Origin of the sequence: Pseudoalteromonas sp. APC 3358 (assembly GCF_030408075.1) — a bacterium.
Lineage (GTDB): Bacteria > Pseudomonadota > Gammaproteobacteria > Enterobacterales > Alteromonadaceae > Pseudoalteromonas > Pseudoalteromonas arctica.
Genome location: NZ_JASDCE010000010.1, coordinates 97,465 through 124,135 on the forward strand (window position 1 = coordinate 97,465; position 26,671 = coordinate 124,135).

The 26,671-nt window shown below is 40.0% G+C and carries 22 protein-coding genes; 11 read left to right on the forward strand and 11 right to left on the reverse strand.

Annotation, left to right across the window (positions count from 1 at the left end):
- Positions 1 to 429: 429 nt before the first annotated feature.
- From QL995_RS15560 to QL995_RS15580, 5 genes are all read left to right on the forward strand, one after another.
- A complete protein-coding gene (locus QL995_RS15560) occupies positions 430 to 726 on the forward strand; it encodes a YcxB family protein (protein WP_007584346.1) in 297 nt (98 codons plus the stop codon).
- Positions 727 to 1,228: 502 nt separating this feature from the next.
- Positions 1,229 to 2,767, forward strand: a complete 1,539-nt coding sequence (locus tag QL995_RS15565; protein WP_169044702.1) for a glucan biosynthesis protein — start codon at positions 1,229 to 1,231, stop codon at positions 2,765 to 2,767.
- A 239-nt stretch (positions 2,768 to 3,006) separates the two neighbouring features.
- A complete protein-coding gene (locus QL995_RS15570) occupies positions 3,007 to 3,369 on the forward strand; it encodes a 2OG-Fe(II) oxygenase (RefSeq protein WP_010553586.1) in 363 nt (120 codons plus the stop codon).
- Positions 3,363 to 3,611, forward strand: a complete 249-nt coding sequence (locus tag QL995_RS15575; RefSeq protein ID WP_169044701.1) for a DUF1272 domain-containing protein — start codon at positions 3,363 to 3,365, stop codon at positions 3,609 to 3,611. The genes QL995_RS15570 and QL995_RS15575 overlap by 7 nt, the downstream gene beginning before the upstream one ends.
- A 44-nt stretch (positions 3,612 to 3,655) precedes the next feature.
- A complete protein-coding gene (locus QL995_RS15580) occupies positions 3,656 to 3,958 on the forward strand; it encodes a hypothetical protein (RefSeq protein ID WP_169044700.1) in 303 nt (100 codons plus the stop codon).
- Positions 3,959 to 4,095: 137 nt separating this feature from the next.
- Here QL995_RS15580 and QL995_RS15585 read toward each other — a convergent pair whose 3' ends face one another.
- From QL995_RS15585 to QL995_RS15615, 7 genes are all read right to left on the reverse strand, one after another.
- Complete coding sequence (locus tag QL995_RS15585; RefSeq protein ID WP_290294542.1) at positions 4,096 to 5,379, reverse strand: allantoate amidohydrolase; 1,284 nt, start codon at positions 5,377 to 5,379, stop codon at positions 4,096 to 4,098.
- 14 nt (positions 5,380 to 5,393) lie between these two features.
- Positions 5,394 to 6,623 (reverse strand): alanine--glyoxylate aminotransferase family protein, encoded by a 1,230-nt coding sequence (locus QL995_RS15590; protein ID WP_169044698.1) that lies wholly within the window; start codon positions 6,621 to 6,623, stop codon positions 5,394 to 5,396.
- 3 nt (positions 6,624 to 6,626) lie between these two features.
- A complete protein-coding gene (locus tag QL995_RS15595; protein ID WP_290294543.1) occupies positions 6,627 to 7,451 on the reverse strand; it encodes a sulfite exporter TauE/SafE family protein in 825 nt (274 codons plus the stop codon).
- Complete coding sequence (locus tag QL995_RS15600) at positions 7,439 to 9,040, reverse strand: gamma-glutamyltransferase (RefSeq protein ID WP_290294544.1); 1,602 nt, start codon at positions 9,038 to 9,040, stop codon at positions 7,439 to 7,441. Before QL995_RS15600 ends, QL995_RS15595 begins: the two co-directional genes overlap by 13 nt.
- On the reverse strand, positions 9,037 to 10,239 hold the full coding sequence (locus QL995_RS15605; protein ID WP_290294545.1) for an amidase family protein: 1,203 nt from the start codon (positions 10,237 to 10,239) through the stop codon (positions 9,037 to 9,039). The genes QL995_RS15600 and QL995_RS15605 overlap by 4 nt, the downstream gene beginning before the upstream one ends.
- Before the next feature lie 464 nt (positions 10,240 to 10,703).
- Entirely contained in the window at positions 10,704 to 11,186 is a 483-nt protein-coding gene (locus tag QL995_RS15610; protein WP_165740670.1) for a putative 4-hydroxy-4-methyl-2-oxoglutarate aldolase, read from the reverse strand.
- Positions 11,187 to 11,189: 3 nt separating this feature from the next.
- Positions 11,190 to 11,843, reverse strand: coding sequence for a TetR/AcrR family transcriptional regulator (locus tag QL995_RS15615; protein ID WP_290294546.1), 654 nt, complete (start codon positions 11,841 to 11,843; stop codon positions 11,190 to 11,192).
- A gap of 447 nt (positions 11,844 to 12,290) precedes the next feature.
- On the opposite strand from QL995_RS15615, the gene yddG reads away from it, so the two are divergent.
- Positions 12,291 to 13,205 (forward strand): aromatic amino acid DMT transporter YddG, encoded by a 915-nt coding sequence (gene yddG, locus QL995_RS15620; protein WP_290294547.1) that lies wholly within the window; start codon positions 12,291 to 12,293, stop codon positions 13,203 to 13,205.
- Positions 13,206 to 13,265: 60 nt separating this feature from the next.
- On the opposite strand, the gene QL995_RS15625 is transcribed toward yddG, so the two are convergent.
- Both QL995_RS15625 and QL995_RS15630 read right to left on the reverse strand, forming a co-directional pair.
- On the reverse strand, positions 13,266 to 13,946 hold the full coding sequence (locus tag QL995_RS15625; RefSeq protein WP_007584325.1) for a LytTR family DNA-binding domain-containing protein: 681 nt from the start codon (positions 13,944 to 13,946) through the stop codon (positions 13,266 to 13,268).
- Entirely contained in the window at positions 13,940 to 15,448 is a 1,509-nt protein-coding gene (locus QL995_RS15630) for a sensor histidine kinase (protein WP_290294548.1), read from the reverse strand. The genes QL995_RS15625 and QL995_RS15630 overlap by 7 nt, the downstream gene beginning before the upstream one ends.
- Positions 15,449 to 15,791: 343 nt before the next feature.
- Between QL995_RS15630 and QL995_RS15635 the strand changes: the two genes are divergently transcribed.
- A complete protein-coding gene (locus tag QL995_RS15635; protein WP_290294549.1) occupies positions 15,792 to 16,655 on the forward strand; it encodes an ABC transporter ATP-binding protein in 864 nt (287 codons plus the stop codon).
- Complete coding sequence (locus tag QL995_RS15640; protein WP_290294550.1) at positions 16,649 to 19,804, forward strand: M1 family aminopeptidase; 3,156 nt, start codon at positions 16,649 to 16,651, stop codon at positions 19,802 to 19,804. Before QL995_RS15635 ends, QL995_RS15640 begins: the two co-directional genes overlap by 7 nt.
- 72 nt (positions 19,805 to 19,876) lie before the next feature.
- On the opposite strand, the gene QL995_RS15645 is transcribed toward QL995_RS15640, so the two are convergent.
- A complete protein-coding gene (locus QL995_RS15645; protein WP_290294551.1) occupies positions 19,877 to 20,392 on the reverse strand; it encodes an ankyrin repeat domain-containing protein in 516 nt (171 codons plus the stop codon).
- 134 nt (positions 20,393 to 20,526) lie between these two features.
- Positions 20,527 to 22,053, reverse strand: coding sequence for a catalase (locus QL995_RS15650; RefSeq protein ID WP_024593258.1), 1,527 nt, complete (start codon positions 22,051 to 22,053; stop codon positions 20,527 to 20,529).
- 427 nt (positions 22,054 to 22,480) lie between these two features.
- Between QL995_RS15650 and QL995_RS15655 the strand changes: the two genes are divergently transcribed.
- From QL995_RS15655 to QL995_RS15665, 3 genes are all read left to right on the forward strand, one after another.
- Entirely contained in the window at positions 22,481 to 23,155 is a 675-nt protein-coding gene (locus QL995_RS15655) for an HAD family hydrolase (protein WP_101216367.1), read from the forward strand.
- Positions 23,156 to 23,365: 210 nt separating this feature from the next.
- Positions 23,366 to 25,087 carry a hypothetical protein gene (locus QL995_RS15660; RefSeq protein WP_290294552.1) on the forward strand — a complete coding sequence of 574 codons (1,722 nt, stop codon included), beginning with the start codon at positions 23,366 to 23,368 and terminating at the stop codon, positions 25,085 to 25,087.
- Positions 25,088 to 25,147: 60 nt separating this feature from the next.
- Positions 25,148 to 26,671, forward strand: a complete 1,524-nt coding sequence (locus QL995_RS15665; RefSeq protein ID WP_169060747.1) for a mannitol dehydrogenase family protein — start codon at positions 25,148 to 25,150, stop codon at positions 26,669 to 26,671.

Below are 26,671 nucleotides of genomic sequence, written 5' to 3' on the forward strand. Positions count from 1 at the left end.
TTGGCTTTATTAAGCCTGATTCTCTTTAAAATAAAAAGCGGAATATTACGGTCAATAAATGCATGGGTAAATTGATTTTAAGTTGATAGGAACTCAGCTATGGTTTGTTTATCAATAAAAAATAAAAAATAAAAAACGAGTTAATCTACAGGCTAATTATACGTATCTCAGATTATGGAGAATCTTTTGAATCTTAAAATTAAAACATCTAAAGCCGACTATGACGCTTTTTACGCTCACACAGCATCTAAGGTGTTGAAATCCTATACATGGATACCCATGCTTAAAAATGTGTGTCTTTGGTTGGTGCTAACTTTTAGTTTTATGTCCTTCTTTCAGTTTCAGTCTGGCGGAATAGAAAATAAGTTGTTCTTTTCTGTTTTCACATTATCCATTTTATTTTTTATTTACGTCGCTCTCAGTAAATTTATGGAAGTGAAAATTGCACAATGTTTTACACCAAATGAAAATGGAATAATGATTGGTCCTAAAGAGTTTGAAATAAGCGCTGATGGTATAAAAGAAATCCACCAATATGGTTATAACTTTTATGACTGGGATGTTGTAGAGCATATCGAAGAAGTTAATGGTTCAATCTATGTATATGTTGATAAAGTACTTGCCATAATTTTTAACCCTGAGTCGTTGAAACCTGATAAATGTAAAGAAGATCTTTTAGCTACGATGAACAAACACGTAACAACACGCCCTGAGGTGGACGACTAGTCAAATTTAGCTATTAATTGCAAATTTTAAAAGTGGTGAGCCTCTTTGTTTTTCAACACTTAAATGTAATCCTTATCAATTTAAATACCACAGTTCTATATAGGCTTACCCTTCACTTTTTACTGCTTATAATACGCTTTAGCCCAAATCAACTATGTAACTACAACGAATAGAAAAACCAGCCACTCTACAAGTATTTGCCTTGGAATAGTGGGCAACTAAAATCTAAATATATCCATACCTCTTGACGGCTTCGTCCAATAAACTGCGCTATTTCCGTTTATTTTCACTTCAGCGATATCATTAAACGCGCGCAATCGCCCTTAAAATTAATTCCCGTAAAAACAAATTAATTATGGGAGGTCCTGTAGTCAAATAACAATACCTTAGTAAACGCTAGTTCATATTACGTCACGTAATATCCATACAGAACTTTAAGTTAAACATACGTTCGTGCAGCGTTCCCATTTTTATTTGACTCAATTTATTGGACATTCTTTTTATGAAATTAAAGTTATTTATCGCAATTATTTTTAGCACTTCGATGTCGTCTTACGCGACAGAAGCAGTAGATCAAACGGAGTTTTCATTCGAAGACTTAAAAGCGCTGGCAAAAGCCTCAGCCGAAAAGCCCTATACGGCAACCAAGGTGCCAGCGCCGGAGTTAATCGATAAAATTACGTATGACGAACATTGGAAAATACGCTTTAAAGAAGATGAAACCTTATATCCAAGTGGAAAAAAGGCGCCCGTACAATTATTTTACCCTGGCCGATATTTTCCTGAGCCTGTAAGTATTTACATCCGAGATGATAAAAATCAGGTTCAAAATGTACCTTTTAGTAATGACGTTTTTGATATGCCTGATGACAGCCCAGCTCACGATCTCCCAGAGGGGTTTGGATTTGCAGGCTTTAGAATAATGCGCCCAGATATGAAACCAGATTGGATATCTTTTTTAGGCGCGTCTTATTTTCGTACCGACGGGCCAGAGGGGCAATATGGACTGTCGGCTCGAGGTATTGCAATTAATACGGGTATGAATCAGCCAGAAGAATTTCCGCGCTTTTCTGCATTTTGGATTGGCCCCGCAGAGAAAAAAGGTGAAAGTGTGTCTGTTTGGGCATTGCTTGAAGGGCCTTCTATCACTGGTGCTTATCGATTTGGTTTAAGCAAAGATAACAAAGAAGCCAAAGGCCATATTACCTCTGTAACGGCAAATTTGTATATGCGCGCCGATGTTGAACGCTTAGGCGTAGCACCGTTAACCAGTATGTATTGGTACTCACAAAAAGATAAAACAGAAGCTAAAGATTGGCGCCCTGAAATTCACGACAGCGATGGCCTGGCGATTCACACAGGATCGGGTCAATACGTTTGGCGCCCATTAAATAATCCTCAGTCGGTGTCGACCAATAGTTTTATTGATGAGAACCCAAAAGGGTTTGGCTTAATCCAAAGAGATCGTGACTTTAATAACTACCAGGACGACGGCGTATTTTACAATAAGCGTTCATCAGCGTGGATAAAACCTACTGACGATTGGGGCAAAGGCGCAGTACAGTTAATCGAAATTCCTACAAAAGATGAAACGTTCGACAATATTGTTGCCTATTGGGTGCCCGAAAAAGAGGCGCGCAAAGGCGACGAGTTTACCTTTTCTTATGATATTGAGTGGCGTCCACTCGATCCAAAATCAAAAAACCTTGCAAGCGTTGTAAATACTCGCCAAGGCTTAGGCGGGATTCCCGGCCAGCCAATCCCTGAAGGCGTTAACAAAATGGTGATTGATTTTGAAGGTCCAGTATTTAAAGGCTTAGATAACAAAAGTGGTATAAAGCCGATTGTTGAAGCCAGCAATGGTGAAATACTAGAGCCTATTGGGGTTTATCCGGTAGTTGGTACAAACCAATGGCGATTAGCGTTTGACTACAAACAAGCTAACAACAATCCGGTGAACATACGCGCGTATTTAGTTGATAAAAATGATGAAGCTATAACTGAAACATGGGTAAGTGATGCAAAGGTAACGATTAAATAAGACCTTAAATAAGCATTAAAGTAAAACGGGTGGCTATATATTGATTTGCTAGGTAATTATAGCCACCATAATGTCTTTTAAAACGCCAATCAAAACACCATTAAAACTCCCTTTTATATCCCACGTAAAATACAGTAAACGATTGAATCAAAATATGAACTCGGCTATGGTTTATTTACCAATAAAAATAAATAAAAAACGAGTTAACCTGCTGCTTGTTAGCTGTTTCGAGGGATTGCATGTTTTTTTTGAGTAAATTATTTTGTTGGGAGCGAGGTAGGCAAAAGTCAGGCTACGATAAAATGTTGATTTGTGGTGCTACGTGGCCAATTAAATTTGATACATATTTGCTTAAATTCCCACAAGGAAGTGAAATAGCACCACACACAGACAAAGTTGAATCTGGTAAACACTATCGATTGAATATAGTGCTTAAAAAAGCAGATTTGGGTGGTGAGTTTATTTGCAGTAATCCGATATTTGAAACAAAGCGGGTTAAGCTATTCCGCCCTGATGTAAGTGAGCATCAGGTATCAAAAGTTATAAAAGGTAATCGGTATTTACTCAGCATAGGGTGGATAAAAGGGAGCTCTAAATGCTAGATTTAAGACCTAATTGTGAATGTTGCGATAAGAATCTACCTGCACAGTCCACAGAGGCTTTTATTTGTTCATTTGAATGCACATTTTGTTCTGGCTGTGCTCAAACGGTATTAAATAACGTGTGCCCAAACTGCTCAGGTAATTTGGTTCAGCGGCCAATTCGCCCTTTGGCTGCACTAAAAAATTACCCAGCATCGACTAAACGGGTATTAAAAGAAAGTGTTTGTGCGCCAAACACATAAGAACACAAAGTATAATAATTACATTTTCTGAATATGGAGATCTGATGAGAAAATCCTTTGAATTTACTATTAAGTCAATCAAAGTTAAAATAATTAACACTTGGTTTGGTGGTGCTAAATTATATGTGAATGGTGACTTACGAGATACTGACAAAACTTTGTTAGCTATTAGGAATAATACTTTACTATCTGCAAATTTAGGTGAGTTGGGTGTTCTAGAAATCAAGCCATTATCGGGTTTAATTACCGTTGAAATGGATGCATATTTGGTCAATGATACAAATACCCAACATGTATATAGCTCACATAAACGCCTTAGCCTAAAAGAGCAAAGGGCAGCTCGATAAAGCTACTTTAAATAACGTATATTCCTGTGTTTTCCTGCATTTACCTACCTTCAGTAATAACCTCCAAATGACTTTGAGGAGGTTTAAGCCCCTAAGCATACCAAGTTAATATACTTGGTTTACTCGATTACCTTAAATCAATCACACTCTTTCACATAAAGTAAAAGCGCGCTGTACATTACACTGAGTGCCTTTGTTACATCGCTGTCGATAACTGCTTCTGCTGGGTGATGGCTTATACCGCCAGGGCTGCGTATAAACAACATGCCAACGGGGCAAATTGGAGCGATTGCCATTGCATCGTGCCCTGCGCCTGAGGCAAGTGAAGGCGATGCTTGGTTATTGAGTTTACATGCGCTTGAAAACAAATGCTGAATTTGAGTATCGCACGCTACGGCACCGGCGGCATGAGTCCATTGCCAATCAAGCGTTAAATTGCGTTTGCTTGCTATAGATTGTGCGCTGCTTTGTATGGCGCTTAGTAAGTTAGCGAGATCGGTGTCGCTTTGTGCGCGTGCATCTAGGCTTATGGTCGTTTTGCCTGCAATCACGTTTGTAGCCCCTGGGCGAGATTGTATTTGCCCTACGGTGGCAACTTCGCCATTTTTAGCATTGCTTGCTAGTTTTTCAATTTCGATTACTAATTCAGCGCAGCCTGCTAACGAATCCTGCCTTAAGTTCATTGGGGTTGTACCCGCATGACCGCTTTGGCCTGTTAGGGTGATCATGGCGCGTTTAGCACCTGCTATAGCAGTTACTACTCCCAGCGCCTGATTAACCGATTCGAGCACCGGACCTTGCTCTATATGAGTTTCACAGTAACCTAGTAATTCGCTTTTATTTAGTGCGGCTTTTGCGTAGTCGTTGGGATTTAAGCCAAAGTCGAGCATGGCTTGGCGCATAGTTATGCCGTTTGTGTCTTCAATGTTTAGCCACTGTGGGTCAAATTCGTTAGCGAGGGCTTTTGAGCCAATTAAAGTAGTGGCAAAGCGAGTGCCTTCTTCATCGCAAAAGCCCACTACATCTAAATGAAAGGGCAGGTCGAGCTTTAACTTATGTGCAAGCGCTGCAATTTCTATCCCCAGTAGTACACCTAAAATACCATCAAACGCACCTGCGTTTGGTACGGTGTCGAGGTGCGATCCTATAATTAAACGTTTAGCATGTGGGTTTGATGATTTAAGCCGCCCCCAAAGGTTGCCCACTTCGTCTTGCCACGATTGCATGCCTGCCTCAACCATCCACGATGCGGTAACAGCGTTACACTCTTTGTGCTCTTTTGATAAGTACACGCGGTGAATGCCACCTTGCATTTGCGATAGTGCGCTGAGGGTTTTACAGCGAGATAAAGCGCGTGTTGCGTATTCATCAGCAAGTTCTTTGTTTAACAAAGGCTTTAAAAGGGGGCTTACAATCGTCATGCTAAATCCTTTTTTTATTTATAGTGAGTGAGGGCGGCAATGGCGGCTTCGCCTTTAGGACCTTTGTAACCGTTGGCATGCAAACAAGCGTCTAGGCTTGCAAGTGTTTGTAGTACGGTATCTTTTCGGGCGTTGTAGCCCATAGTGCCAATACGCCAAATTTTGCCATGAAGTGGCCCAAACGAGGTGCCAATTTCTATTCCAAAATCGGTTAGCATTTGCCCGCGTACGTGATCGGCATTAATGCCCTCGGGTATATAAACACCCAGTACGTTGTTCATTTTATGCGTTAAATCGCCAAATACATTTAAGCCCAGTGCTTGAATGCCTGTTAGCATGGCATCGCCATGTAATTTGTGGCGTGCTACGCAGTTATCTACGCCTTCTTCAATTACTATGCGGGCGCATTCTGAGGCGCAATACAGCATGCTGGTGGCTTCGGTATGATGATTTAGGCGCTCCTCTCCCCAGTAATTCATGATCATACCTAAATCAAAATAGTTAGAGCGTACAAAGGGCTCTGTGCCGTCGATATGATTGGCTGTGCGAATGCCTGCTTCTACCTTTTTACGTTTTTGGATCCACTCGGCGCATTTGTCGCTTAGTGTTAATGGCGCAGACCCAGAAGGTCCGCCTAAACACTTTTGTAGGCCAACAGAAAGTGCATCGAGTTTCCACTCATCGGCAGGAAGTTCGTTACCCACAATAGAGGCGGTGGCATCGCAATAAAATAGTACATCGTGCTTTTGGCAAATATCACCAATATGCTCAAGAGGTTGGTTCATGGTGGTGGATGTATCGCCTTGTACCATAGCAAGCACATGTGGTTTTACATCAACAATGGCTTTTTCGATTTGTTCAGGCGTAAACACTTCGCCCCACGGTACTTCTATTGTGTGCACCTTTGCGCCAACGCGTTCTGCTATTTCAGCAAGTAGGTGACCAAAGCGCCCCATAATTGGTACTAGTACTTTATCGCCTGGGCGTAAAATTGAGCATAATACGGCTTCAATCCCTGCGCGCGATGTGCCATCTATTAGCATGGTCCATTCGTTTTTAGTTTTAAAAATTTCGCGGTAACGCGCCATGGTTTCGTTCATAAAACCGGTCATTACTGGGTCGTATTGACCTATAAGTTGCGCCGACATAGCACGTAAAACACGAGGATCTGCATTAATAGGGCCTGGTCCCATTAATAAACGCTGTGGTGGGTTTAAGGTTTGAACTTGCGTGTTATTAAACATATTTTAGGCTCCCAGAGTCTGAATGAGCATGCGAATGCCGGTTATCATTAATACAACGGCAAAGGCGCGTTTTAGTTGTTTTTGATCCAGCTTGCTACCAATTTTTACGCCAATAGGCGCAAATAAAATAGTCAGCGGAATAATAAGGAAAAAGGCAGGGAGGTTAACCAACCCCCACGTACCTAGGGGAGCATCGGTTGGCGTTGTGCCAATACTTAATAAGGTAATAACACCTGGTAGCGCAATCAATAAACCAAAAACGGCCGCAGTTCCTACTGCAACATGGGCGCGTACATTAAATGCGTTTAGCATAGGTACGCCAATAGTACCGCCGCCTATGCCAATCATTACCGACAAACTACCTACAATACTTGCCATAACGCCTTGACCAAATTTACCTGGCAGTTGTTTTACAAGCGCGGGTGCGCCGGCTCTAAATAACATGTTTAAACTGACTAAAATAGCAATGCAGGCAAACATGAGCACTAATGCGTTACCGCGAACGGTATGAGCAATAATACTACCGACTACCGCCATAACTAATATAAACGGTGCCCAGTATTTTATTAGCGCAAGGTCAATATTTCCTTTGCTATGATGCGAGCGAATAGATGAAAGCGAAGTAGGTACTATGGTTGCAAGTGATGTAGCGGTGGCTATCATCATTGCCGACTCTGGGCTTACGCCAAAACCTTGCAGTAAAAAATACAGCACAGGTACGATAACAATACCGCCGCCTACACCAAAAAGTCCTGCTAAAATTCCGGCAAAAATACCGGTTGCTATTAAAGCCGCTACTATTGGCCATTGGTTTATTATTTCTGACATTGTGTTCCTGCTGTAGTTACTGTTGCACGTCCATCTGAACGAGGATCTGTTGCAGCTTCAAGGCTTGTAGGTGTATCTAAAATAGCCCCAGCGTGCCCCATCATTTCGTTATTATTATCAACGCTTACCCAATCGTGGTCACGTTGATTTAATTCATGTTCTATATGAAAAACTAACCCTTTTTCAATTTTTAAATTTGTACTGGTATCGCCCCATGTACGTCCAAGTAACCAACGAGGGTCGCTAATTGCTTGTTTTATTGATTTATTTCGCCATGCGTAGCCTGCAAAAACAGCGGCTTGGGTTTGTGGTTGCCCTTCACCGCCCATTGTTCCGTAAGCAAGTCGACGACCATCGCTAAACTTTGCCAGTGCTGGGTTAAGTGTATGAGCCGGCTTTTTATTTGGCGCAAGGGCGTTATTATTGTTACTCGCAGCAATATCTTCATTGTTTAAACTAAAGCTTAAACCACGGTTATTCCACACAAAGCCGCCTTCGCTCATTAATATTCCACTGCCAAACTCCCAGTAAATACTTTGAATAAAGCTTACTAATTGCCCGTTTTTATCTCTTGCAGCCATCCACACTGTATCGCCAGGCTCTGCGTTAAATGGCCATTTTTTGGCTTTACTCATATCAATATTGTTAGCAAGTTGGCTTAAGCGATCATCGGTTAGTGCGTTTTTATAATCGTTCCCTAATACTTCAGGATCTGCCCAAAGGGTAGGGCGATGCGTAAAGCTTTGTTTAGTTGCCTCAACAATTAAGTGCGTCCAGTCGGCATCGGTTTTAGCTAAATGCTTTAACTTATTTACGGCACCAATTACTTGTAGTGAATGCACGCCCTGTGTTGGCGCGGGTAAGTTGTAGCAATCAATACCTGATAAGTTAGCATTTAGCGCAGTAACGACCTCGGCTTTAGTATTTGCAATGTCACCTGCGGTAATTGAGCTGCCTGCTTTTGCTAAGTCTGCGGCAAATGAGTTGGCAAGTGCGCCTTCATAAAATGCGTTTAAACCATGTTTTGCTAGGTATTCAAACGTTGCTGCAAGTTTAGGGTTTTTAAAATGCTGGCCTGCTTGTAAGGGCTTGCCATTGGGTATGTAGAGGCTTTTAAACGCGTCATTGGTATTGTTAACAGCGGCTAGCTTTTCGCAGCCTGCTTGCAAGCTTTTTGTAACTGTAAAGCCCTCGCGCGCAAGCTCAATAGCGGGTGCTAAAATTTTTGACAGTGGTAGTGCTGCGTGCTCATCTAGTTCAAGCGCTTTTTGCCAACCGCGTATTGTACCCGCTTGAGTAAGTGCGCTTAATCCGCCGCGCTCTGGTATTTGCGTGAGCGGGTTATACGCCGTTGTATTAGTTGCTGCGCGGCCGCAGGCGTCAATAGCTGTGGGCGTTTTTTGATTTGGGTTATCGATAAGCCAAAAGCTGTCGCCACCAATTGAGTTCATATGTGGATACACAACGCTAATCGCAGCGGCAGCCGCTACCATAGCCTCGGTAGCTGTACCGCCTTGTTTTAGTATATTTATACCCGCCTCAGTGGCCGAAAAATGAGACGCGGTAAATGCAATGTTGTGTGTGGTCATGCCGGTGTGTCCTGTTTAAAGTGTGCAGCTAGGTGCTTAACGCAAGCAAGTAAGCTTTTATCGTTACCGTGGGTCATCATTAATGAAAAACCATAAGGGTGATCATTTGTTAAATCAGCCAGCGGTAAATGCACTTGCGCTGAGCCACTAAGTCCTGCAATTGCCGAAAGCGTAATAATTTGCATGCGTAAGGCGCTTGTGTCGGCGCCTAATTTAGGTGCGGTTGTGGGTGTGGTGGGTAAAAATAAGCAGCTGTGTTTGTTTAGGTTTTTAGCGACTATTGTTTGCCACTCGTGCTGTATTTTTAACGCCTCTTGTTCTTCTTGCTCGGTTAAAGCCAGTGCCATTTTAAAACGAGCCGCAATTGCTGGTGCAAAATGAGAAAGCTGATCTGGGAGTTCAAGCCAGTCTCGGTGCGTTTTAGCGATTGCTCGCCCTTGCAGTACTCTAAAACTATCAGCCAGTTCGCTTAATAAGTTGCTGTTAGGTAGTTCAAATTCTTTATGGTGTTTAAAATTAGGCTTGGTTTTTTCAAGCAATTGTTTAAGTGGGGCTTGTAAAGCAGGGCCAACGAGTTCAAATAACGGCTCACAAATAACTAAGGTATCAACGTTATTAATAGCTTGTTGTGGCAACAGTACATTACCTACATCGCTTAATAGCTCGGCGCTTTGGGTAAGCCAACCTATGGTATCGAAAGACGGGGCGAGAGGAATTAATCCTTCTTTTTCAATTACATTATGGCTTGGCCTTATGCCATATAAACCACAATAGCTGGCGGGTATTCTAATTGAGCCGCCAGTGTCGGTACCTAAGCCAATATCGGCTAAGTTAGCAGCCACAGCTGCTGCCGAACCCATACTCGAACCACCGCAAGCATGCCCTTTTAATTTAGGATTTTGCGCAGCGCCATAATGTATATTATTACCCTCTAAGCTATAAGCCAGTTCGTCTGTGTGGGTAAAGCCTATAAAGTTACAACCAGCGGTCATGAGCTTATTAACCGAGCTTGCCGTATTTTGAGCCGGTTTAGCTGTTTTAAACCAGTGTGGATTGCCAGCGCTGTTACGCTCGCCTTTTACTGCAAATACATCTTTTACGGCTAAGCGATTGTTTGCAAGTAGACCAGATTGATTTGTTTGCCACAGGGTAGGACCGTGATTGCAAAATATACTTTTTTTGTTTTTTTTATCACTCATTTGCAGCTCATTATTATAAAACTGACCAAGTACTTACTTATTAAGTTAAGAGTGATTAAAAAGCGGGCTGGTTATTATTATTTTAATACCAATTTTATTAAAAAAATGATCATTCTATCGGATTAAATAACGCACTTACTTCGTTAAAAATTATTCATAGAGAACAACTATATGTCATAATTTTTGCCTTGTTATTACGCTATTTTCTTCACGTTATGGTAGATCACTAATTTAATGCAATTGGTATAACTCCGCTTTTTAATCGGTAGTTTTGATTTTATAGTGTTTAGACTAAGCAAGAGGAATGCCATAAATTAAAAACCTGTCCAACTGGTCAGGTTTTGGTGGGTTGTATGAGATTTTTAAATGTGGGCTGTAGAAATGGTGAGATTAAAATGAGCTAAAACAAACCAATTTGGTGCGCAGATGCACCAAATTGGTCTTTATTTATATAGTTTTGAGTGCTAAATAAGGGGCGTTTTACTGATGATTAAACCATTAATATCGGCGTAAACCCAATCGTTAGGTTCAATAGTGGTGCTAAGCATGGTAACAGCTTGGTTTTTATCACCAAAGCCGCGCTTTAAGGTACTACGCGGTGTAGAACCTAGCGCCATTACAGGTAAGTTCATCGTGGCAAGTATTTCTATATCTCGGCAACAGCCATTTATTATTACGCCTTCCCAGCCATTACTTAAGGCACGCTCAGCCATAATATCGCCTATAAACGCAAAGCGTTTGCTCGCAAACCCGTTTATAACCAATACTTTACCTTCACCATTTTCATGCAATATATCGGCGGCAAAAGAGTTGTCTTCTGGGCAGGTAACGGTAACTACTTTGCCATAAAACGTGGTTTTTTTACCAAAGTGATAAAGGCCGCTGTCTGCTACTTGTACGTTGTCGCGATGATCGTCAAATAAATCGGGTGTAGTAAAGGATGTCATGGGTTAAGTCTCACTTTGCTCAGGTATTTTAAGACCAATACCTTTTAAAATTATGTGGGCAATTGATTGCGTAATCTGTGCCACATCGGTTTCGTCGTACTCTAATTTGTTCATTACGAGTAGAACCTCAGCCTGAAAGTCGGCGTAATATTGCGTGGTAGACCAAATAGTAAAGAGCAAATGGTAGGGGTCAACCTTATCCATTTTATCTGCGTCCATCCATGCTTGAAGTACATCAACCTTTTGTTTAACCCAAGGGCGGGTATTGGTTCTAAAGTAGTTTTGTAAATAAGGGGCACCGCGCAGTATTTCACTGGCAAATAAGCGAGATTGCATTGGCTGATTTACGGCGAGTATTACTTTGCTTTTAATATAGTTATAAAGCACGGTAGCTGGATCGTGGTTAATTGTGACGTTATCGAGGCCCAAGTTCCAATTAGCTATTATGCGGTCGATCACAGACTCATACAGGCCATCTTTACTTTTAAAGTAATACAAAATATTAGCTTTTGGCACCTGCGCTTCTTTAGCAACCATGCTCATACTTGCTCCGTCGTAACCTAATTGCGAAAACAATTGCTCGGCGGCATTTAGAATTAGTTTTTGGTTTTTCTCGCGTGTAATTTCTTTTTTATTTGGCTTTATTTGTGTGGTCATTGTTGAGTTTGCGTGTTTAACGTATTGATTGATTGTAGCTTTACTGACCAAAAGGTCAATTACTAAAAAGGGTGAATGTTAAAAACAGGCGAGAGGTTTAAGCTATTAACTTTAGGGTCTGTTGATATTTGCGGATTAAAATTTGTTCAAACTAGGGGCTATTTAATCGCGGCGCGAGATTTGTAACCTAGTGGGCTAAGTAAAAACCGAGCAACAAAGAGTAAGTAGCCCCTAGGAAGAACCCTTTGGGCAGCGCCTGTTTGGCATTAATGCTACGTTATCGCCCATTAATGGGGAATAACCACACTATATAGGCTCTGCCTTGCCTAAATACCAAACAGACTGCTGCAAATTTAACCTTGAAAGATCAACAGACCCTTATTGTTTAATTAAATAATTACTGTTAGTTTAGTTTCAAATTTACGAGTAGTACTTTTGGATTGGCAAATGGATTTTATAAACAAAAATAAATATACACTATATGGAGTCGCTGCAATATTACTGTGGAGTTGCTTAGTTGCATTACTACGGGATATTTCTGAGTTGTTTAGCCCCATTGGTGGTGCTGCGGCTATGTATTCTGTCAGTGCGATATTTTTAATTTTGGTTATGGGAGTGCCCAAGTTTAGTGGTTTTTCGAAACGCTACTTGGTAGTAGGTACTTTATTATTTGTATCGTACGAAATTTGCTTGGCGCTTTCTATTGGTATGGCAAATAGTCGTCATCAGGCAATGGAAATGGCGGTTATTAATTATTTATGGCCCACGCTAACAATACTGCTCTCTATTATTATTGGTCGTAAAAAAGTAAGTTACTGGGTTTACCCAAGCATGATTATTGCTTTTTTAGGGGTTGCTTGGTGTATTACGGGCGATCAAGAAATGTCACTCGATACGCTTGTTACTAACTTTGCTGATAATCCTGCTACTTACCTAATGGCATTAGCTGCAGCGTTTATATGGGCTATTTATTGCGTAGTTACTCAAAAGCTGAGTAATGGTAAAAATGCCATTACGTTATTTTTTACTGTTACGGCAATGAGTTTGTGGGCGCAATATGGTTTTAGTAATGAAGCGCCATTAACGTTTTCACTGGGCTCAAGCATGACGTTATTATTAGCCGGTGTAGTCGTGGGGAGCGGTTATGCACTGTGGAATCAAGCTATTATTGGCGGTAACTTAATGCTGTTGGGTACGCTTTCGTACTTTACACCGGTGTTTTCTAGTATTATTTCGGCGTTGTATTTATCTATTACGCTGAGTGCTTCGTTTTGGCAAGGGGTTGTACTGGTAACAGTGGGCTCGCTAATTTGCTACTTTGTAACGCGAGAAAAGCCACAAAGGTTAAGCGCTAAAGTCTAGAGTCGTTGTTAGGGGGAGCTTAAAGTTATGTTTTAGGTAAACATAAAACAAGACCTCAGATTAAATAATGTCGCGCACTTGTTGTTTAAATGACTTGCCAATTTTAACTGACACGCCTGATGCTAGTTGAACGCTTTCATTACTTAACGCAACCACTTTGTGTTTGTTAATAACGTAAGATTTGTGGACTTGAATAAATGAAGTATCAAGTTCCTGCAATATGTATTTGAGAGTACAGCTTGCAAGTAATGCTTTTTCACCTTGCCATACTTTTACATAATTTCCATACGCTTCAAACATGTCTATGTCGCTTAATTGAATTTTATGTTTTTCACGATCGATTTTAAGCGTAATAGTCAGAGGTGCCTTGGGATTTAGCGTTATGTGTTTTCTTTTTTTCCGTACTTTATTGAGTGCTTGTTCAAGGCGTTGCGCAGAGACTGGTTTTAGTAGGTAGTCAGTTACGTCAAGCTCAAAACCGGCTAAAGCATATTCTTGATACGCACTAATAATAATCACTTGTGGTCGATTCGCGAGCACTTTTAGTAATGCAATGCCTGATAGTTCGGGCATGTTTATGTCTAAAAATAACAAATCAATAGATGATGTGGCTAAAGCACATAATGCATCTTTAGCGGTAAGGTACTGTCCGCTTATATTAATATCTTTATGGGCACTTAAATGATGCAGTATAACGTCATGCGCGAGCGGCTCGTCATCAACAATTATTGTGTTTAGCATGCAGCCAGCTCCAATTTAAGTGTGGTTTGCCAAAGGTTTTTATTTTCATTAATAATTAATGTGTGCTTATTTGGATATAAAAGAGTTAGCCTACGGCGTAAATTGTTAAGTCCCATCCCATGCTCTGAATTGTTATTAGGTAGAATAGGGTTAGAGGAAAATAGCGTTAGTATGTTATCGGCCATGGTGATTTTAAACACAACCGTTACTTTTTGTGAGGTGGGCTCTACACCATGCTTTATCGCGTTTTCTAAAATCATTATTAACAGTAGTGGCGAAATTAAATAGTGTTGTTGATATTCAGGCCATTGCACATCAAAGTTGCAGCGCTCAGCACTTCGTAAATGCTGCAATGCAATAAAACCTTTTAAGTAATTAATTTCTTTTTCTAAACTCACCAGTGCTTTTTGGCCTTCATAAACACTGTAACGCAGTAAATTAGCTAATTGCATAACAAGATCTGGTGCATTATCTGCTTTTTTTAATGTCAGCGCGTAAAGGTTGTTTAATGTATTAAATAAAAAATGAGGGTTAATTTGCTGCTGAAGTAGCATTAGCTCTGTTTTTGTTTGTTGCTGGGCAATGTTGCTAATTTGAACGTGTTGTTGCTGTCGTTCAAACGCTAAAATAATCGGTGTGCTTATAGCTAAAAACAAAAATACGAACTGATAATTTTCAGGGCTGAAAATATTATCATTACCGCCTGGTGTTAAGTTAGCAATGCCTGAGGGTAAATCGTTAATAGGTAACAGTAGCAAGCACGATGTTAATATAGGTGTAAGTACAACGAGGCTTATTAAACTTGCAAACAAAAATATTAATACGCCATGATAGGTTAATACGTAGCGTATTAATAAATATCTATTTAATAAATACACTCCATATACTAATCCGGCACAAACAGTAATTTGCCAAAGGTAACCCAAAAAAGTATCAAACTGTGTGAATACTTTATAAACATCAATAACAGGCTCAATAGGCTGGTTTAACATAGGATCAGTGTGCGTATTGAGTATGCTTGATGTAACTATTGCCCAACCTAAAAGTACTATAAACACGACTGTATCAAGTGAAAACAAGGATTTAAGCCATTTATTACTCAACACATTGTTATTTTTATTAGTGCGTTTAGTAATAAGCCATATGCCACTTGTAGATGCGCACAGTGTCCAACATTGTGCATCAAGGTATTGCCATTGCGAAAAGTTAAGAAGTTGGTTATTAAATACTAGCAAGAGAGATGGATAGGCTAAAAAGCCTAACAGCCAAACTATGATTGCGGGTGTAAGTAATAAACGATATGCAAACGCATGGGCAATAAAAAAGGGAATACACTGTAAAAAAAGTTGAATATTAATAGCCAGATATTGGCTCGTTGAATCCATATGTGATGACAAAAAGCGTATATGAGAGTCGAGCATAATAGCGGCTATTAGCGGTAAAAAAATTATTAGCTGGGTAATGCTAAAGCGTTGCCATATTGGTGTATTAGCTTGCTGCATATGTGACTCCGTTTTTATTATAGTTTCTGAGCAGATATGCTTAGATAAAATTGTCTTTTTATTTTAAACATTACCTTTGCACAATTCACTACGCTGAGCGCGCTAGTTTATCCATAAAATTGTTTCAATCATAATTTATTTTTAAAATAATTATTTTATTTCATAGGGTTAGTAACCGTTTTAAGCATACTAGGCCGTTTATTTAAATGATGAAAGGTCATATTTAAATGACCAACGTTACTTTTTTATGTTCATCATTTATTTCAATACGTTAACCATTATTTTCTCGCTTGTATTGACTTGCTTTCTTAAGCTTGTGCTATACCAATTAAGGATGAAACTAATGCTTACACTGAAAAATATCAACAAAAAATACGCAGATGGTACGCAGGCTTTGAATGATGTGACGATCACTCTACCCGCCGGTATGGTCGGTCTACTTGGCCCTAATGGAGCGGGTAAATCAACACTTATGCGCACACTCGCGTGTTTACAAAATGCCGACTCCGGACATATTAATTTTAATGGCCTTGATGTGATTAGCCAACCAGATGCGCTTAGATCGCAGCTAGGCTATTTACCACAATATTTTGGCGTGTACCCCAACATGAGTTGTCGGGCGTTACTTGAGCATATTGCCGTATTAAAAGGCATAGATGGTAATGCACGCAAAAACCAAATTAATAGTTTACTTGAGCTAACCAATTTGACTCAGTTTGCTAATAAAAAGGTCGTTAATTTTTCGGGAGGAATGAAGCAGCGTTTTGGTGTGGCTCAGGCTTTGTTAGGTAACCCAAAGCTAATTATTATGGATGAACCCACTGCTGGGCTCGATCCTGTGGAACGAGAAAGTTTAAATAATTTACTCGTTAGTATTAGTCAAAATAGGTTGGTATTGTTATCGACCCATATTGTTGAAGATGTAGAAAATTTATGTCACTACGTGGCCATTATAGATCAAGGAGCACTCATACAAAGCGGTGACGTAAAAGAGTTACTAGTTCCTTTAGAAGGTAAGATTTGGCAGCTCGAAAGTTTACCTACGGGCATACCAAATCAGCATGTATTAAGTAAGAGCCATCGCTATGGTAGAGCGTCATTTCATGTCTATGCAGACACAGCGCCTGCACAAAATGCAATAAACTCGCCCGCTACGCTTCAAGACAAGTACTTTTTTGCACTCAATGAAGGAAGTCAAACATGTTAATTATTAATGAGTGGCGATATGCAGTGCGCCAACCACTTGTTTGGCTGTGCATTATTATCCCTTTGGTATTTGCGGTTATGTTGTCCTCTGGGCTTGCAGCAGTTGAAGTTAATTCGTTAAAACAATTTAAGTTAAATATTACAATGCTACAAATGATGCAGTTACCTGTGCTTGTAGGAGTATTGGCGCCCGTTATATTTTTACGAGATCAGCACGCGTCAATGCAGGAGCTTATTTATGCTACGCAAACTAGCTTATTTAAGCGCAGTTTAGCAAGAGTATGCTTACTGATTTGCTTGGTTTTTATTATTAGTTTAATCAGTGATTTAGTAATGATATACATGCAAGTAAGGCAATTGGGCTATATACCAAATATGGTTTCTTTTACTGTATTTAATAGCTTTTTAGTGTTGTTACCAAATAGCTGCTTTTTAGTTGTTGTTGCCTTTTTTGTTTGCCATAAATCAGCTAATTCATTACCCAATTATGTTGTTTTTACAGTGTTGTGGATAGGCTACATAATGCTTGCAAGTATTACCGGAAATCCAATGCTTGCTGGAAGTAGTATTATAAGCAATCGATTTTATACATTATTTGTTTGGCTTGACCCTTTTGCATACACAGCCGTAATAAACAGTTTAACCAATTCATTAGGAGCTTCATTTGCTATTAATCGCGTTGTTGTGAGTATGCTTGCTGTTGGTATTTTTTATATTACTTTTAGTAAAAATAAAAAACACACATTATTAAAGAGTGAAAATGGTAAAAATACTAACGAATACATTCGTTACAACACGTTAGAACCCGCTGAATATAAAACAGCGAAAGTCACAAAAAAACCATTTTTGATGATGGCCAGTTTATACAAAATTACGCTGGTTAATTTGGTTTCACACCCTGTTACTTTACTGATTATTTTTGTTTGGCCGGTGATAGTTTTTAATAGTGTTGCCTCGTCGTCTGGTTATGTTGAACCAATGAGTGTTCTGAGCACCACAAGCCTTGATGCGATCAGTTATTATGCATTTGATATGCAATTGTTGTTTGGCACTTTATTAATGGCTTTGTGGAGCTGGCAAGTAAGCTGTTTCGCTAAATACTATAATATAGCTGAGCTGATCGCTGCCACACCGCTCAAAACATATTACTTTTTAAACAGTCAGTTATTGGCCCTAGGTACTATGATATTGTTTTTTTTAACAATGAGCTTATTAGGGGCAAGTGCAGCTCAGTGGTTTTTACACAGTGCATATCAATTTGAAGTACATTTAACCATTTTATTTTTGATGGCAATTGTGCTTGCCATTATTGCGTGTGTATTTTTGTGTGTATTTAATTTGTGTCGTTCGCAGCTTATTGCGGGTTTGCTAATTGCTGTTATTTTACTGATCAAATTTACACCGATAATGACTAGCCTTGGCCTCACGCATACATTGTGGAGTGTTGGTTGGACGCCTTTGCAGGCACCTGATAACTTTTGGGGTTATCGTGCAAGTATAAGTAGTTATTGGCCTTATATATCAGTTTGGTTAGTGGCGTGTATAAGTTTAGTTATAATTACGGGGATTTTTAATCACCGAGGTGCCGGGTTGAGCCAAAGAGTAATGGGGGTTAAACATTTTTGGTTACTTATACCTTTACTTATTACTGTGGCACTATTTACTCAATTGCATTTAAGACTGGTTGAGGAGAAGCCTTTAACCAACTCGCATAAACGCGAGGCATTCAAAGCACAATACGAAAAAGCATTCTCACAATGGCGCAATGTAGCACAGCCAAACATTGTGCACATTGATGCTAATGTAGGCTTTTATCCGCATCAGCAGCAAGCTCATTTTTCCTTAATATATACCTTAAAAAACACCCATCAAGATCCTATTAAAGAGATATTGGTTGGGCGCTCTGGTTTTTATAAATGGGCCGATATTGAAATCGATGGCGCGCAAAGGGCTAAAAGCTTTCCCTTGCTTAATCAAGCTGTGTTTAAGTTTGAGAATGAAATGCAGCCAGGAGAAATACGTAAACTAGTTACACGGTTTGATGTTCATCAAGCTAAGCTTTGGCCAGTAAGAGGCCATCAGATAATAACCCCTGAATTTAGCTATATACGATCAGTGCCTTTATTGCCGACTGTTGGCTATCAAGATAATTATGAATTAACCGATCCTATACTTCGTCAGCAACACGCACTTAAAGTGAAGTCGGTGATTAGACCCACGAAGCTATTTGCTAAAACGGCGAAAGCAAGTACTCATTACCAGTGGCTTACTATGTCGAGTAAAGTGAGTACAAGAAGGGGTTATCAGGTTATAACCCAAGGAGAGGAAATATCACGTACCAGCAAAGATGACCGCGAAATATTTCATTTTGAGACTCGTACACCCATAAATGCAATCCCAGCTTGGGTCACGGTGCCTTATTCCCCTGTTACCAAACAGCAAAATGGCGTGATATTAAACGTGTTTGCTAAAGATAAAAACGAGCCAGCACGAGCGGAGTCTATAGCTGTAAACCTTAGCGCAATGGGCGATACAATAAAATGGCTTAATAATATAAGCCCTTATAGAGCAAAACAATTGAGTTTAATAGGCTCGCCTAGTGTTGGTGCTACAGGTTATGCATTGCCGCAACTTATACTTATTGAAGACAGTGTTGGTTTTAGATCAAAGCCAAGCGCTAATGCAGGCTTTGATCAACGCTATCGCCGTGCAGTTCATGAAACCGCGCATCAATGGTTTGGCCATGATATTGGTAATGGGGTATTTTCAGATAGCGCTTTTTTAGTGGAGTCTATGGCAAAGTATATTGAGCTTGTTGTTATAGAGCAGCGTTATGGGAAAGCGACAATGCAAGCGCTGGTTGAGTATGAAACAACACGCTATGAGCAAAGTATGCTGATGAACATAAAGGAGCGAACAGCCTTGGTTGATGCTACACAAAGCTTTGACCAATATTCGCGAGCAACCATTGTCTTTGCTAAGCTACGCGCTGCTATTGGGGATGAACCCATTATTAATGCGCTCAAGTTGGTTTGGAAAAATCATGGTTATCCAAACAGTCCCGCCAATTCTATGGATTTTATACGAGCATTAAAACATGAAGCTGGAAAAGAACAAGAAAGCTTAATAAACACACTGTTTTTAGAGTAAGTACGTTTAATTTGAACATATATTTAGTAAATCAAAAGCCCTATTATTTTAGGGCTTTTTGTTGCGTGCAGATTATTTTGCATTATTTACCTGCGCTAGTAACTCTATAACTTTTTGTTGACCAAATGTTTGTGCAAATTGCTCGGCTGTTTGACCGGCTTTGTTTTGATGCGCGTTGTCGCAATCAAGTGATACGAATGTTTTAGCTATACTAAATTCACCTCTAAAAATAGCGGCCATTAGCGCTGTGTTGCCACGGTTATCTTCTAGACAGGCATTAGCGCCTAAGTGTAAAAGTGTGTTAACCGTGTTTTTATTACCATGGTAAGTAGCAATCATTAACGCGGTGTAGCCTTTATTGTTGTAGCTGTCGATAGGAATACCAGCATCTACAAATTGCTCTATTACAGCGGTGTCGTTTGTACGTGCTGCGGCAAAGTAATAAGCAAATAAGCTTTGGTATTGTGTTTTTGCAGAATGTTGGCTTTCAACTTGCGTACTGGGTGTTTGTGTACTTGGGGTATTTTGAGCGTAAACGCTACTGGTAAAGCTCAGTAGTAGAGCGACTATAATTAATAAATTACGCATAACAATTGTCTCTTATAAAAAGAGGAAGGGGGTTATCCCTTCCTCATAATTGTGGTTGCTTATATAGCTGCTTGCTTAGTTGGGACTAATTTTTACAACTGATTACTTACAGCTAGTTAATTACAACTAGCTACTTACAAGTTAGCGGCTAGTTGTTTAACCATTTTAAGGTCGCCGTTTACAGCTTTAGTTAAGCGTGTACCGTACTCACTATCTGCTTTGTAAAAGTGGCTAAGCATTTTGTGTTTAACACTGCTGTTTTGCACTTTGCCTAAATCGCCTGCTAGGTTATTAATTAGGTTTGTACGTTCTTGCTTGCTAAAACCACGGTATATAACACCTGCTTGCGCGAAGTTTTGCTGCTTTTTAATCGCGGCTTGTTGTACAAAGCCTTTAAGCTCTGTGTTACTTCTACGTGCAATTGGGTTTTCAGCTACGTTTTCTTGGCTTGGCTGGTAGTTCACATTGCTTGTCGTGTTACCAATATTCATTGCGCCGTCTTGGTTGTAGTTAACCACTTCAACTTTTGCACGGTTAATTGGCAATTGCTGGTGGTTAGCACCTAGGCGGTACATTTGTGTATCAGCGTAAGAAAACATACGACCTTGTAATAAACGGTCTTCTGATGGCTCAATACCTGGAATAATGTTTGCCGGTGCCATTGCTACTTGTTCCGTAGATTGGAAGAAGTTAGTTGGCATACGGTTTAAGGTCATTGTTCCTACTTTAGTTTCTTTAATATCTAACCACATTTTTGTTGCATCTAACGGGTTGTAATCAAAGTCATCAAGCTGCGATGGATCAAGCGTTTTAATGTACAGATCCCATTTTGGGAAATTGCCTCTGTTTATTTCAGTGTATAAATCTTGTGTTAAATGTTGAAAGTTTTGGCTTTGTACTTTTGCCACTTCTTTTGCGTCAAGGTTATCAATGCCTTGCTGGCTTACCCAATGAAACTTAACGTATTTAACATCACCCGATTTATTAATCATTTTGTATGCATGTACACCCCAACCGTCCATTTTACGAAGACTTGCTGGTGTACCGTAGTCGCTGTAAACCCACGTTAGCATTTGTGTAGAACCTGGTTCATGCGAGAAAAAATCAAATACACGGTTAGGATCTTGAATGTTATCAACCGGAGATGGCTTTAAAGAGTGCACCATGTCTGGGAATTTGATTGCATCACGAATAAAGAACACAGGTAAGTTATTACCTACTAAATCCCAGTTACCTTGGTCTGTGTAAAACTTAGTTGCAAAGCCACGTGGGTCACGCAGTGTTTCTGGGCTACCTTTAGAGTGGATTACAGATGAAAAGCGAACAAATACGTCTGTTTCTTTACCTGCTTGTGCAAAAGGTGCTGCAATTGTTAAATCGTCTAGCTCTTTTGATGCTACAAACACACCGTGTGCGCCAGTACCACGAGCATGCACAACACGCTCAGGAATACGCTCACGTGCAAAGCGTTGTAGCTTTTGAATTAGTTGCACGTCTTCTAGTAATACACTGCCACGTTCGCCTGCAGTAATTGAATTTTGGTTGTCGCCAACAGCTGCGCCGTTATCTTTAGTAAGTGTTGTCGCTGCGCTTGCCGGTAATGCCATTGCAAGTGCTAGTGCAGTTAGTGTTAATTTTGTTTTGTTTATTTGAGTATTCATTGTCGACCTCATCTATTTAAAAGTGCCGGCAGTGGTGCAGGCTGTTAATCTGTTAACGATAGTATTGATTTTATTAACTTCGGTAAAACTGATTAATTAGATTGATGTGATTTGTAAAACAGATGAAATAAATTAACAGGAGCACTTTTTACGTTAACGGAATTTTTTTACTACGACCTTGGTCGCAATATGCTTTTATAAAGTTGATTAAATACAAAGGTTTTTAGTTTTATCTGAGTGTATTTTCACCAAGCTGGTGCGTTTTATACTTACAGTGTGTTGACATATTCGTGCAATAAAGGGAATATGCTCAATCGGTGGGCTTATGCTCATTATTGAGTTGCACTAAAAAGCTGCACAATATCAATCGCGCTTAACTCGTTATACTTAAATTAGCTAAACCAAACAGTTTTAATAAGGTGACAAGATGAATACTAATATTGAGCTAGTGATATTTGATTGTGATGGCGTTGTTATTGATAGCGAAATTTTAAGCGCACAAGTACTCATTAATATGCTTGTTGAAAAAGGCGTTGAGATTGACCGCGCTTATGTACAGCAACACTTTTTAGGCTGCAACTTTAAAACAGTAAGCCAAAAAATAGCGGATGCATTTAATGTCACTCTTCCTGAAAGCTTTGAAGGTGACTACCGCGAGGCACTATTAAACGAATTTGAAACCGGACTAACCACGACTGACGGTATAAAAGACGTACTTAACAATTTAGCTGTGCCTATTTGTATAGCTACTAGCAGCAGCCCAGCACGCACCGCAAAAGCGTTGAGCGTAGTGAGTTTAAGTAAGTACTTTAGCGATACGGTTTTTACCAGCAGCGAAGTTAAGCGTGGCAAACCAGCACCCGATTTATTTTTACATGCAGCTAAACAAATGGGTGTAAAGCCAGAGCATTGTTTAGTGATTGAAGACAGTAAAGCCGGCGTAAATGCAGGAATCGACGCCAACATGCAAGTACTGCATTACAGCGGTGGGCAACATATGCAAGGCTCTGTTAATCATGTGCACAGTGCTTACCCAAATGTTGATCATTTAACGCATTGGCAAGATTTTTTTAGTGCATACCCTGCACTTAAAAAGCAGTAAACACGCAGCTTTTTAAATAAACAAAGTTTTAAACGCGATTTGCTCGCCTTACACACTGACAGGCAAGCAAACGCAAAATATAAATGTAGATGGTTTTGCTTTACTAAAAATAAAACAAAACATGGCGAAACATCATGCGTTTATAAGCCAAATTATAAAAGGCAAAGTATTTAGGTATTAAATACTTTGCTGTTAACAATAGGAAATACCATGGCAACGAGTCCACACACACAAACATTTAAAGATGTAAACGAAGAGCAACTTCCTGTTGCTAATAATAAGCTTCACGGCTGGAAACATTTTGCAGGGCTATATGCTGGCGAACATGTTGCGGCTACTGAATTTGTTATTGGTGCAACGTTTGTTGCATTAGGCGCTTCAACCATCGACATTCTACTGGGTTTATTAATAGGTAACCTGTTAGCAATGTGTTCTTGGTGGCTGATTACTGCACCCATTGCAGTAGAAACCCGCTTAAGTTTATATAACTACTTAAACAAAATTGCTGGTAACTCAATGACCAAGCTCTATAACTGGGCTAACGTGGTTATTTTTAGTGTTATATCGGCCGCTATGATCACGGTATCCTCCACCGCCGTGCGGTTTTTGTTTGATATACCTGCACAACTTGATTGGTATCCAAATAGCTTTTGGTTTGTAGCCATTGTTTTAGCTGTTGGCTCTATTGTTGTGTTTGTTGCGATGTATGGCTTTTCTACGGTTGCTGACTTTTCGAAACTGTGTGCGCCGTGGCTATTTGTTATATTTATTGCAGGTTCGTTCGCGTTATTCCCTGAGCTTTCAAATCACGTATTAGGTTCTACCTCTTTAACTAGCTTTAGCGACTTTATGACCATAGGCGACTCCTCCATATGGACGGGCACCAATGCCGATGGTGAAAAAGGTATTGGCCTATTAGAAGTGATTGGCTTTGCATGGGCTGCTAACTCAATTACTCACTTTGGTTTAATCGACATGGCTATTTTTAGATTTGCTAAACGCAAAAGCTATGGCTTGTTTTCTGGCGTGGGCATGTTTTTTGGTCATTACTTAGCGTGGATCTCTGCCGGTATTATGGGCGCAGGTGTTGCGGTATTACTTAAAACAACTATTTCATCACTTGATCCGGGAGATGTTGCATACCATGCATTAGGTTGGACTGGCTTTGTTATTGTAATTATTGCCGGTTGGACTACAGCTAACGCAAACCTTTACCGTGCAGGCCTTGCAGCACAATCTATATTTGTTAATCAATCACGTGAACGCACAACCGCTATTGTAGGTGTTGTAACCGTGATTATTGCGTGTTTCCCGTTTGTATTTTCACAAATGCTTCCGCTACTTACCTATGCAGGCTTATTAGTTGTGCCAGTAGGCGGCATTGTGTTTGCTGAACATGTGTTATTTCCTAAAATTGGCCTAACACGTTACTGGGCTAAATATAAAAACATTACCCGCAGCGTACCGGCTATAGCATCTTGGGCGTTAGCACTTGTGTTTGGATTTGGTTTAAATGCTATTGATGTAATGTCGTTTTACTATTTGTTTATTCCTACGTGGATTTTCACAATCGTTATTTATACGCTTTTAGCTAAAAAATACGGCGCCGGTGAAGATTACACACAAGAGATTGCAGCAGAAGAGCAAGAGCAACGTGATATTAAAGAATATCAAGCTGCTGAAGCTAAAGACATTCCAAAGCCAGTAATTGACCGCTCTGTATTTACCAAAGTACTTAATGCGGTTTCTACGGTTTCACTGGTTATTATTTTTATATTTGCAAGCCAGGTGATGTTTTTCAGTGAAACTATGAGTATGTACAGCGCTAATAAATCGCAATTCGAAATAGCCTGTTTTATTTGTACTGTTATTTATTTTGTTACTGCGTACTGGTCGTTAAAACGCCATAAAGTACTCAATACAGCATCGTAATTACTTATCGTAATACAGTATCGTAATTTATATTTTATTTTTGTTTAGTAAGGTCGCACCATGACGCAACATCAACACACTGACGCTCTAGTTACAGGGCTAAACCAACAAAGCTTGGCTCAATTACCAAGCCATGTTGATACACCAACCTACGACCGTAGCGCAGTTAAAGCCGGTATTGTTCATATTGGCGTGGGCGGTTTTCATCGTGCTCATCAAGCGGTATATGTTAACGAGCTTTTAAAAACCCCAGGCTCTGAGCAATGGGGCATATGTGGTGTTGGCCTTTTAGAGGGTAACCGTGGTCTGCGTGATATTTTAAAGCAGCAAGATTACCTTTATACGCTTACTGTTAGACACCCAGACGGTAAAATAGATAACAAAGTAATAGGCTCAATGATCGACTTTTTGTTTGCTCCAGAGGACAAACAAGCGGTAATTAATAAGTTAGCGCACAGCGATACTAAAATTGTGTCGCTTACTATTACCGAAGGCGGCTACAACTTTAACCCTGCAACGGGCGAATTTGATTACAGTAATCCAGATATTATTAACGACATTAATAACCCGAACGACCCAATTACAGCGTTTGGTTACATTACTGCTGCGTTAAAACTGCGTAAAGAGCAAGGCTTAGGCGCATTTACAGTGCAGTCGTGCGATAACATTCAGCACAACGGTAACGTAACACGCAAAATGCTTTTAGCCTTTGCTACAGAGCAAGACAAAGACCTAAGTGAGTGGATTGAGCAAAACGTATCGTTTCCAAATGCGATGGTTGACCGTATTACACCCGTATCTAAAAAGAGTGATATTGATTACGTGGTTGATGCATATGGTGTTAGCGACGAGTGGCCAATTACCTGTGAGTCGTTTACACAATGGGTAATAGAGGACACATTTAGTGACTCTCGCCCAAATTGGGATGTTGTTGGTGCACAGTTTGTTACTGATGTAACGCCTTATGAAACCATGAAAATACGTTTACTTAATGCAGGGCATTCTGTGCTTGGTTTATTAGGTTCAATCCATGGCTATGGCACTATTGACGAAACGGTATCTGATGAATTATTTGCCACATACCTGCGTGCTTTTATGGATAAAGAAGTAACGCCAAATCTTGAACCACTTGAAGGCATTGACCTTGAAAGCTACAAAGATACGTTAATAGAGCGTTTTGCTAATCCTAATATTAAAGACAGCCTAGCGCGTATCTGTAGTGAAAGCTCAGCTAAACTGCCTAAGTTTTTAATTGCCACAATTAACGAAAACCTAGTACAAGGTCGCGATGTGTCACTGGCAACGCTTGTTATTGCAACTTGGTGTTTATACAGCGATAAAGGTTTAAGTGAAAACGGCGAAAAGCTTGAAATTCAAGATGCGATGCACAAAGAGCTTAATTCTTACGCGCAAGAGACTCAAACTAGCCCGATTGCATTTTTAAAGTTAACGAGCTTGTTTGGTAAGCTTGAGCATAACGAAACGTTTACTGCTGAATATAAAAAGTCGATTGCTGCGTTGTATGCACCTAATAGTAAAATTAAAGCCATTATGCAGGCTGTACTTGATCAAAAGAGTAACTAA

What these genes read in the sequence shown, in the direction of transcription:
- QL995_RS15575 (WP_169044701.1), top strand. Translation starts at nt 3,363, where the DNA reads ATGCTAGATTTAAGACCTAATTGTGAATGTTGCGATAAGAATCTACCT.
- QL995_RS15565 (WP_169044702.1), top strand. Translation starts at nt 1,229, where the DNA reads ATGAAATTAAAGTTATTTATCGCAATTATTTTTAGCACTTCGATGTCG.
- QL995_RS15655 (WP_101216367.1), top strand. Translation starts at nt 22,481, where the DNA reads ATGAATACTAATATTGAGCTAGTGATATTTGATTGTGATGGCGTTGTT.
- QL995_RS15605 (WP_290294545.1), bottom strand. Translation starts at nt 10,239, where the DNA reads ATGAGTGATAAAAAAAACAAAAAAAGTATATTTTGCAATCACGGTCCT.
- QL995_RS15650 (WP_024593258.1), bottom strand. Translation starts at nt 22,053, where the DNA reads ATGAATACTCAAATAAACAAAACAAAATTAACACTAACTGCACTAGCA.
- QL995_RS15660 (WP_290294552.1), top strand. Translation starts at nt 23,366, where the DNA reads ATGGCAACGAGTCCACACACACAAACATTTAAAGATGTAAACGAAGAG.
- QL995_RS15570 (WP_010553586.1), top strand. Translation starts at nt 3,007, where the DNA reads ATGTTTTTTTTGAGTAAATTATTTTGTTGGGAGCGAGGTAGGCAAAAG.
- QL995_RS15640 (WP_290294550.1), top strand. Translation starts at nt 16,649, where the DNA reads ATGTTAATTATTAATGAGTGGCGATATGCAGTGCGCCAACCACTTGTT.
- yddG (WP_290294547.1), top strand. Translation starts at nt 12,291, where the DNA reads ATGGATTTTATAAACAAAAATAAATATACACTATATGGAGTCGCTGCA.
- QL995_RS15595 (WP_290294543.1), bottom strand. Translation starts at nt 7,451, where the DNA reads ATGTCAGAAATAATAAACCAATGGCCAATAGTAGCGGCTTTAATAGCA.
- QL995_RS15625 (WP_007584325.1), bottom strand. Translation starts at nt 13,946, where the DNA reads ATGCTAAACACAATAATTGTTGATGACGAGCCGCTCGCGCATGACGTT.
- QL995_RS15600 (WP_290294544.1), bottom strand. Translation starts at nt 9,040, where the DNA reads ATGACCACACACAACATTGCATTTACCGCGTCTCATTTTTCGGCCACT.
- QL995_RS15560 (WP_007584346.1), top strand. Translation starts at nt 430, where the DNA reads ATGGAAGTGAAAATTGCACAATGTTTTACACCAAATGAAAATGGAATA.
- QL995_RS15590 (WP_169044698.1), bottom strand. Translation starts at nt 6,623, where the DNA reads ATGTTTAATAACACGCAAGTTCAAACCTTAAACCCACCACAGCGTTTA.
- QL995_RS15580 (WP_169044700.1), top strand. Translation starts at nt 3,656, where the DNA reads ATGAGAAAATCCTTTGAATTTACTATTAAGTCAATCAAAGTTAAAATA.
- QL995_RS15630 (WP_290294548.1), bottom strand. Translation starts at nt 15,448, where the DNA reads ATGCAGCAAGCTAATACACCAATATGGCAACGCTTTAGCATTACCCAG.
- QL995_RS15585 (WP_290294542.1), bottom strand. Translation starts at nt 5,379, where the DNA reads ATGACGATTGTAAGCCCCCTTTTAAAGCCTTTGTTAAACAAAGAACTT.
- QL995_RS15665 (WP_169060747.1), top strand. Translation starts at nt 25,148, where the DNA reads ATGACGCAACATCAACACACTGACGCTCTAGTTACAGGGCTAAACCAA.
- QL995_RS15610 (WP_165740670.1), bottom strand. Translation starts at nt 11,186, where the DNA reads ATGACATCCTTTACTACACCCGATTTATTTGACGATCATCGCGACAAC.
- QL995_RS15615 (WP_290294546.1), bottom strand. Translation starts at nt 11,843, where the DNA reads ATGACCACACAAATAAAGCCAAATAAAAAAGAAATTACACGCGAGAAA.
- QL995_RS15635 (WP_290294549.1), top strand. Translation starts at nt 15,792, where the DNA reads ATGCTTACACTGAAAAATATCAACAAAAAATACGCAGATGGTACGCAG.
- QL995_RS15645 (WP_290294551.1), bottom strand. Translation starts at nt 20,392, where the DNA reads ATGCGTAATTTATTAATTATAGTCGCTCTACTACTGAGCTTTACCAGT.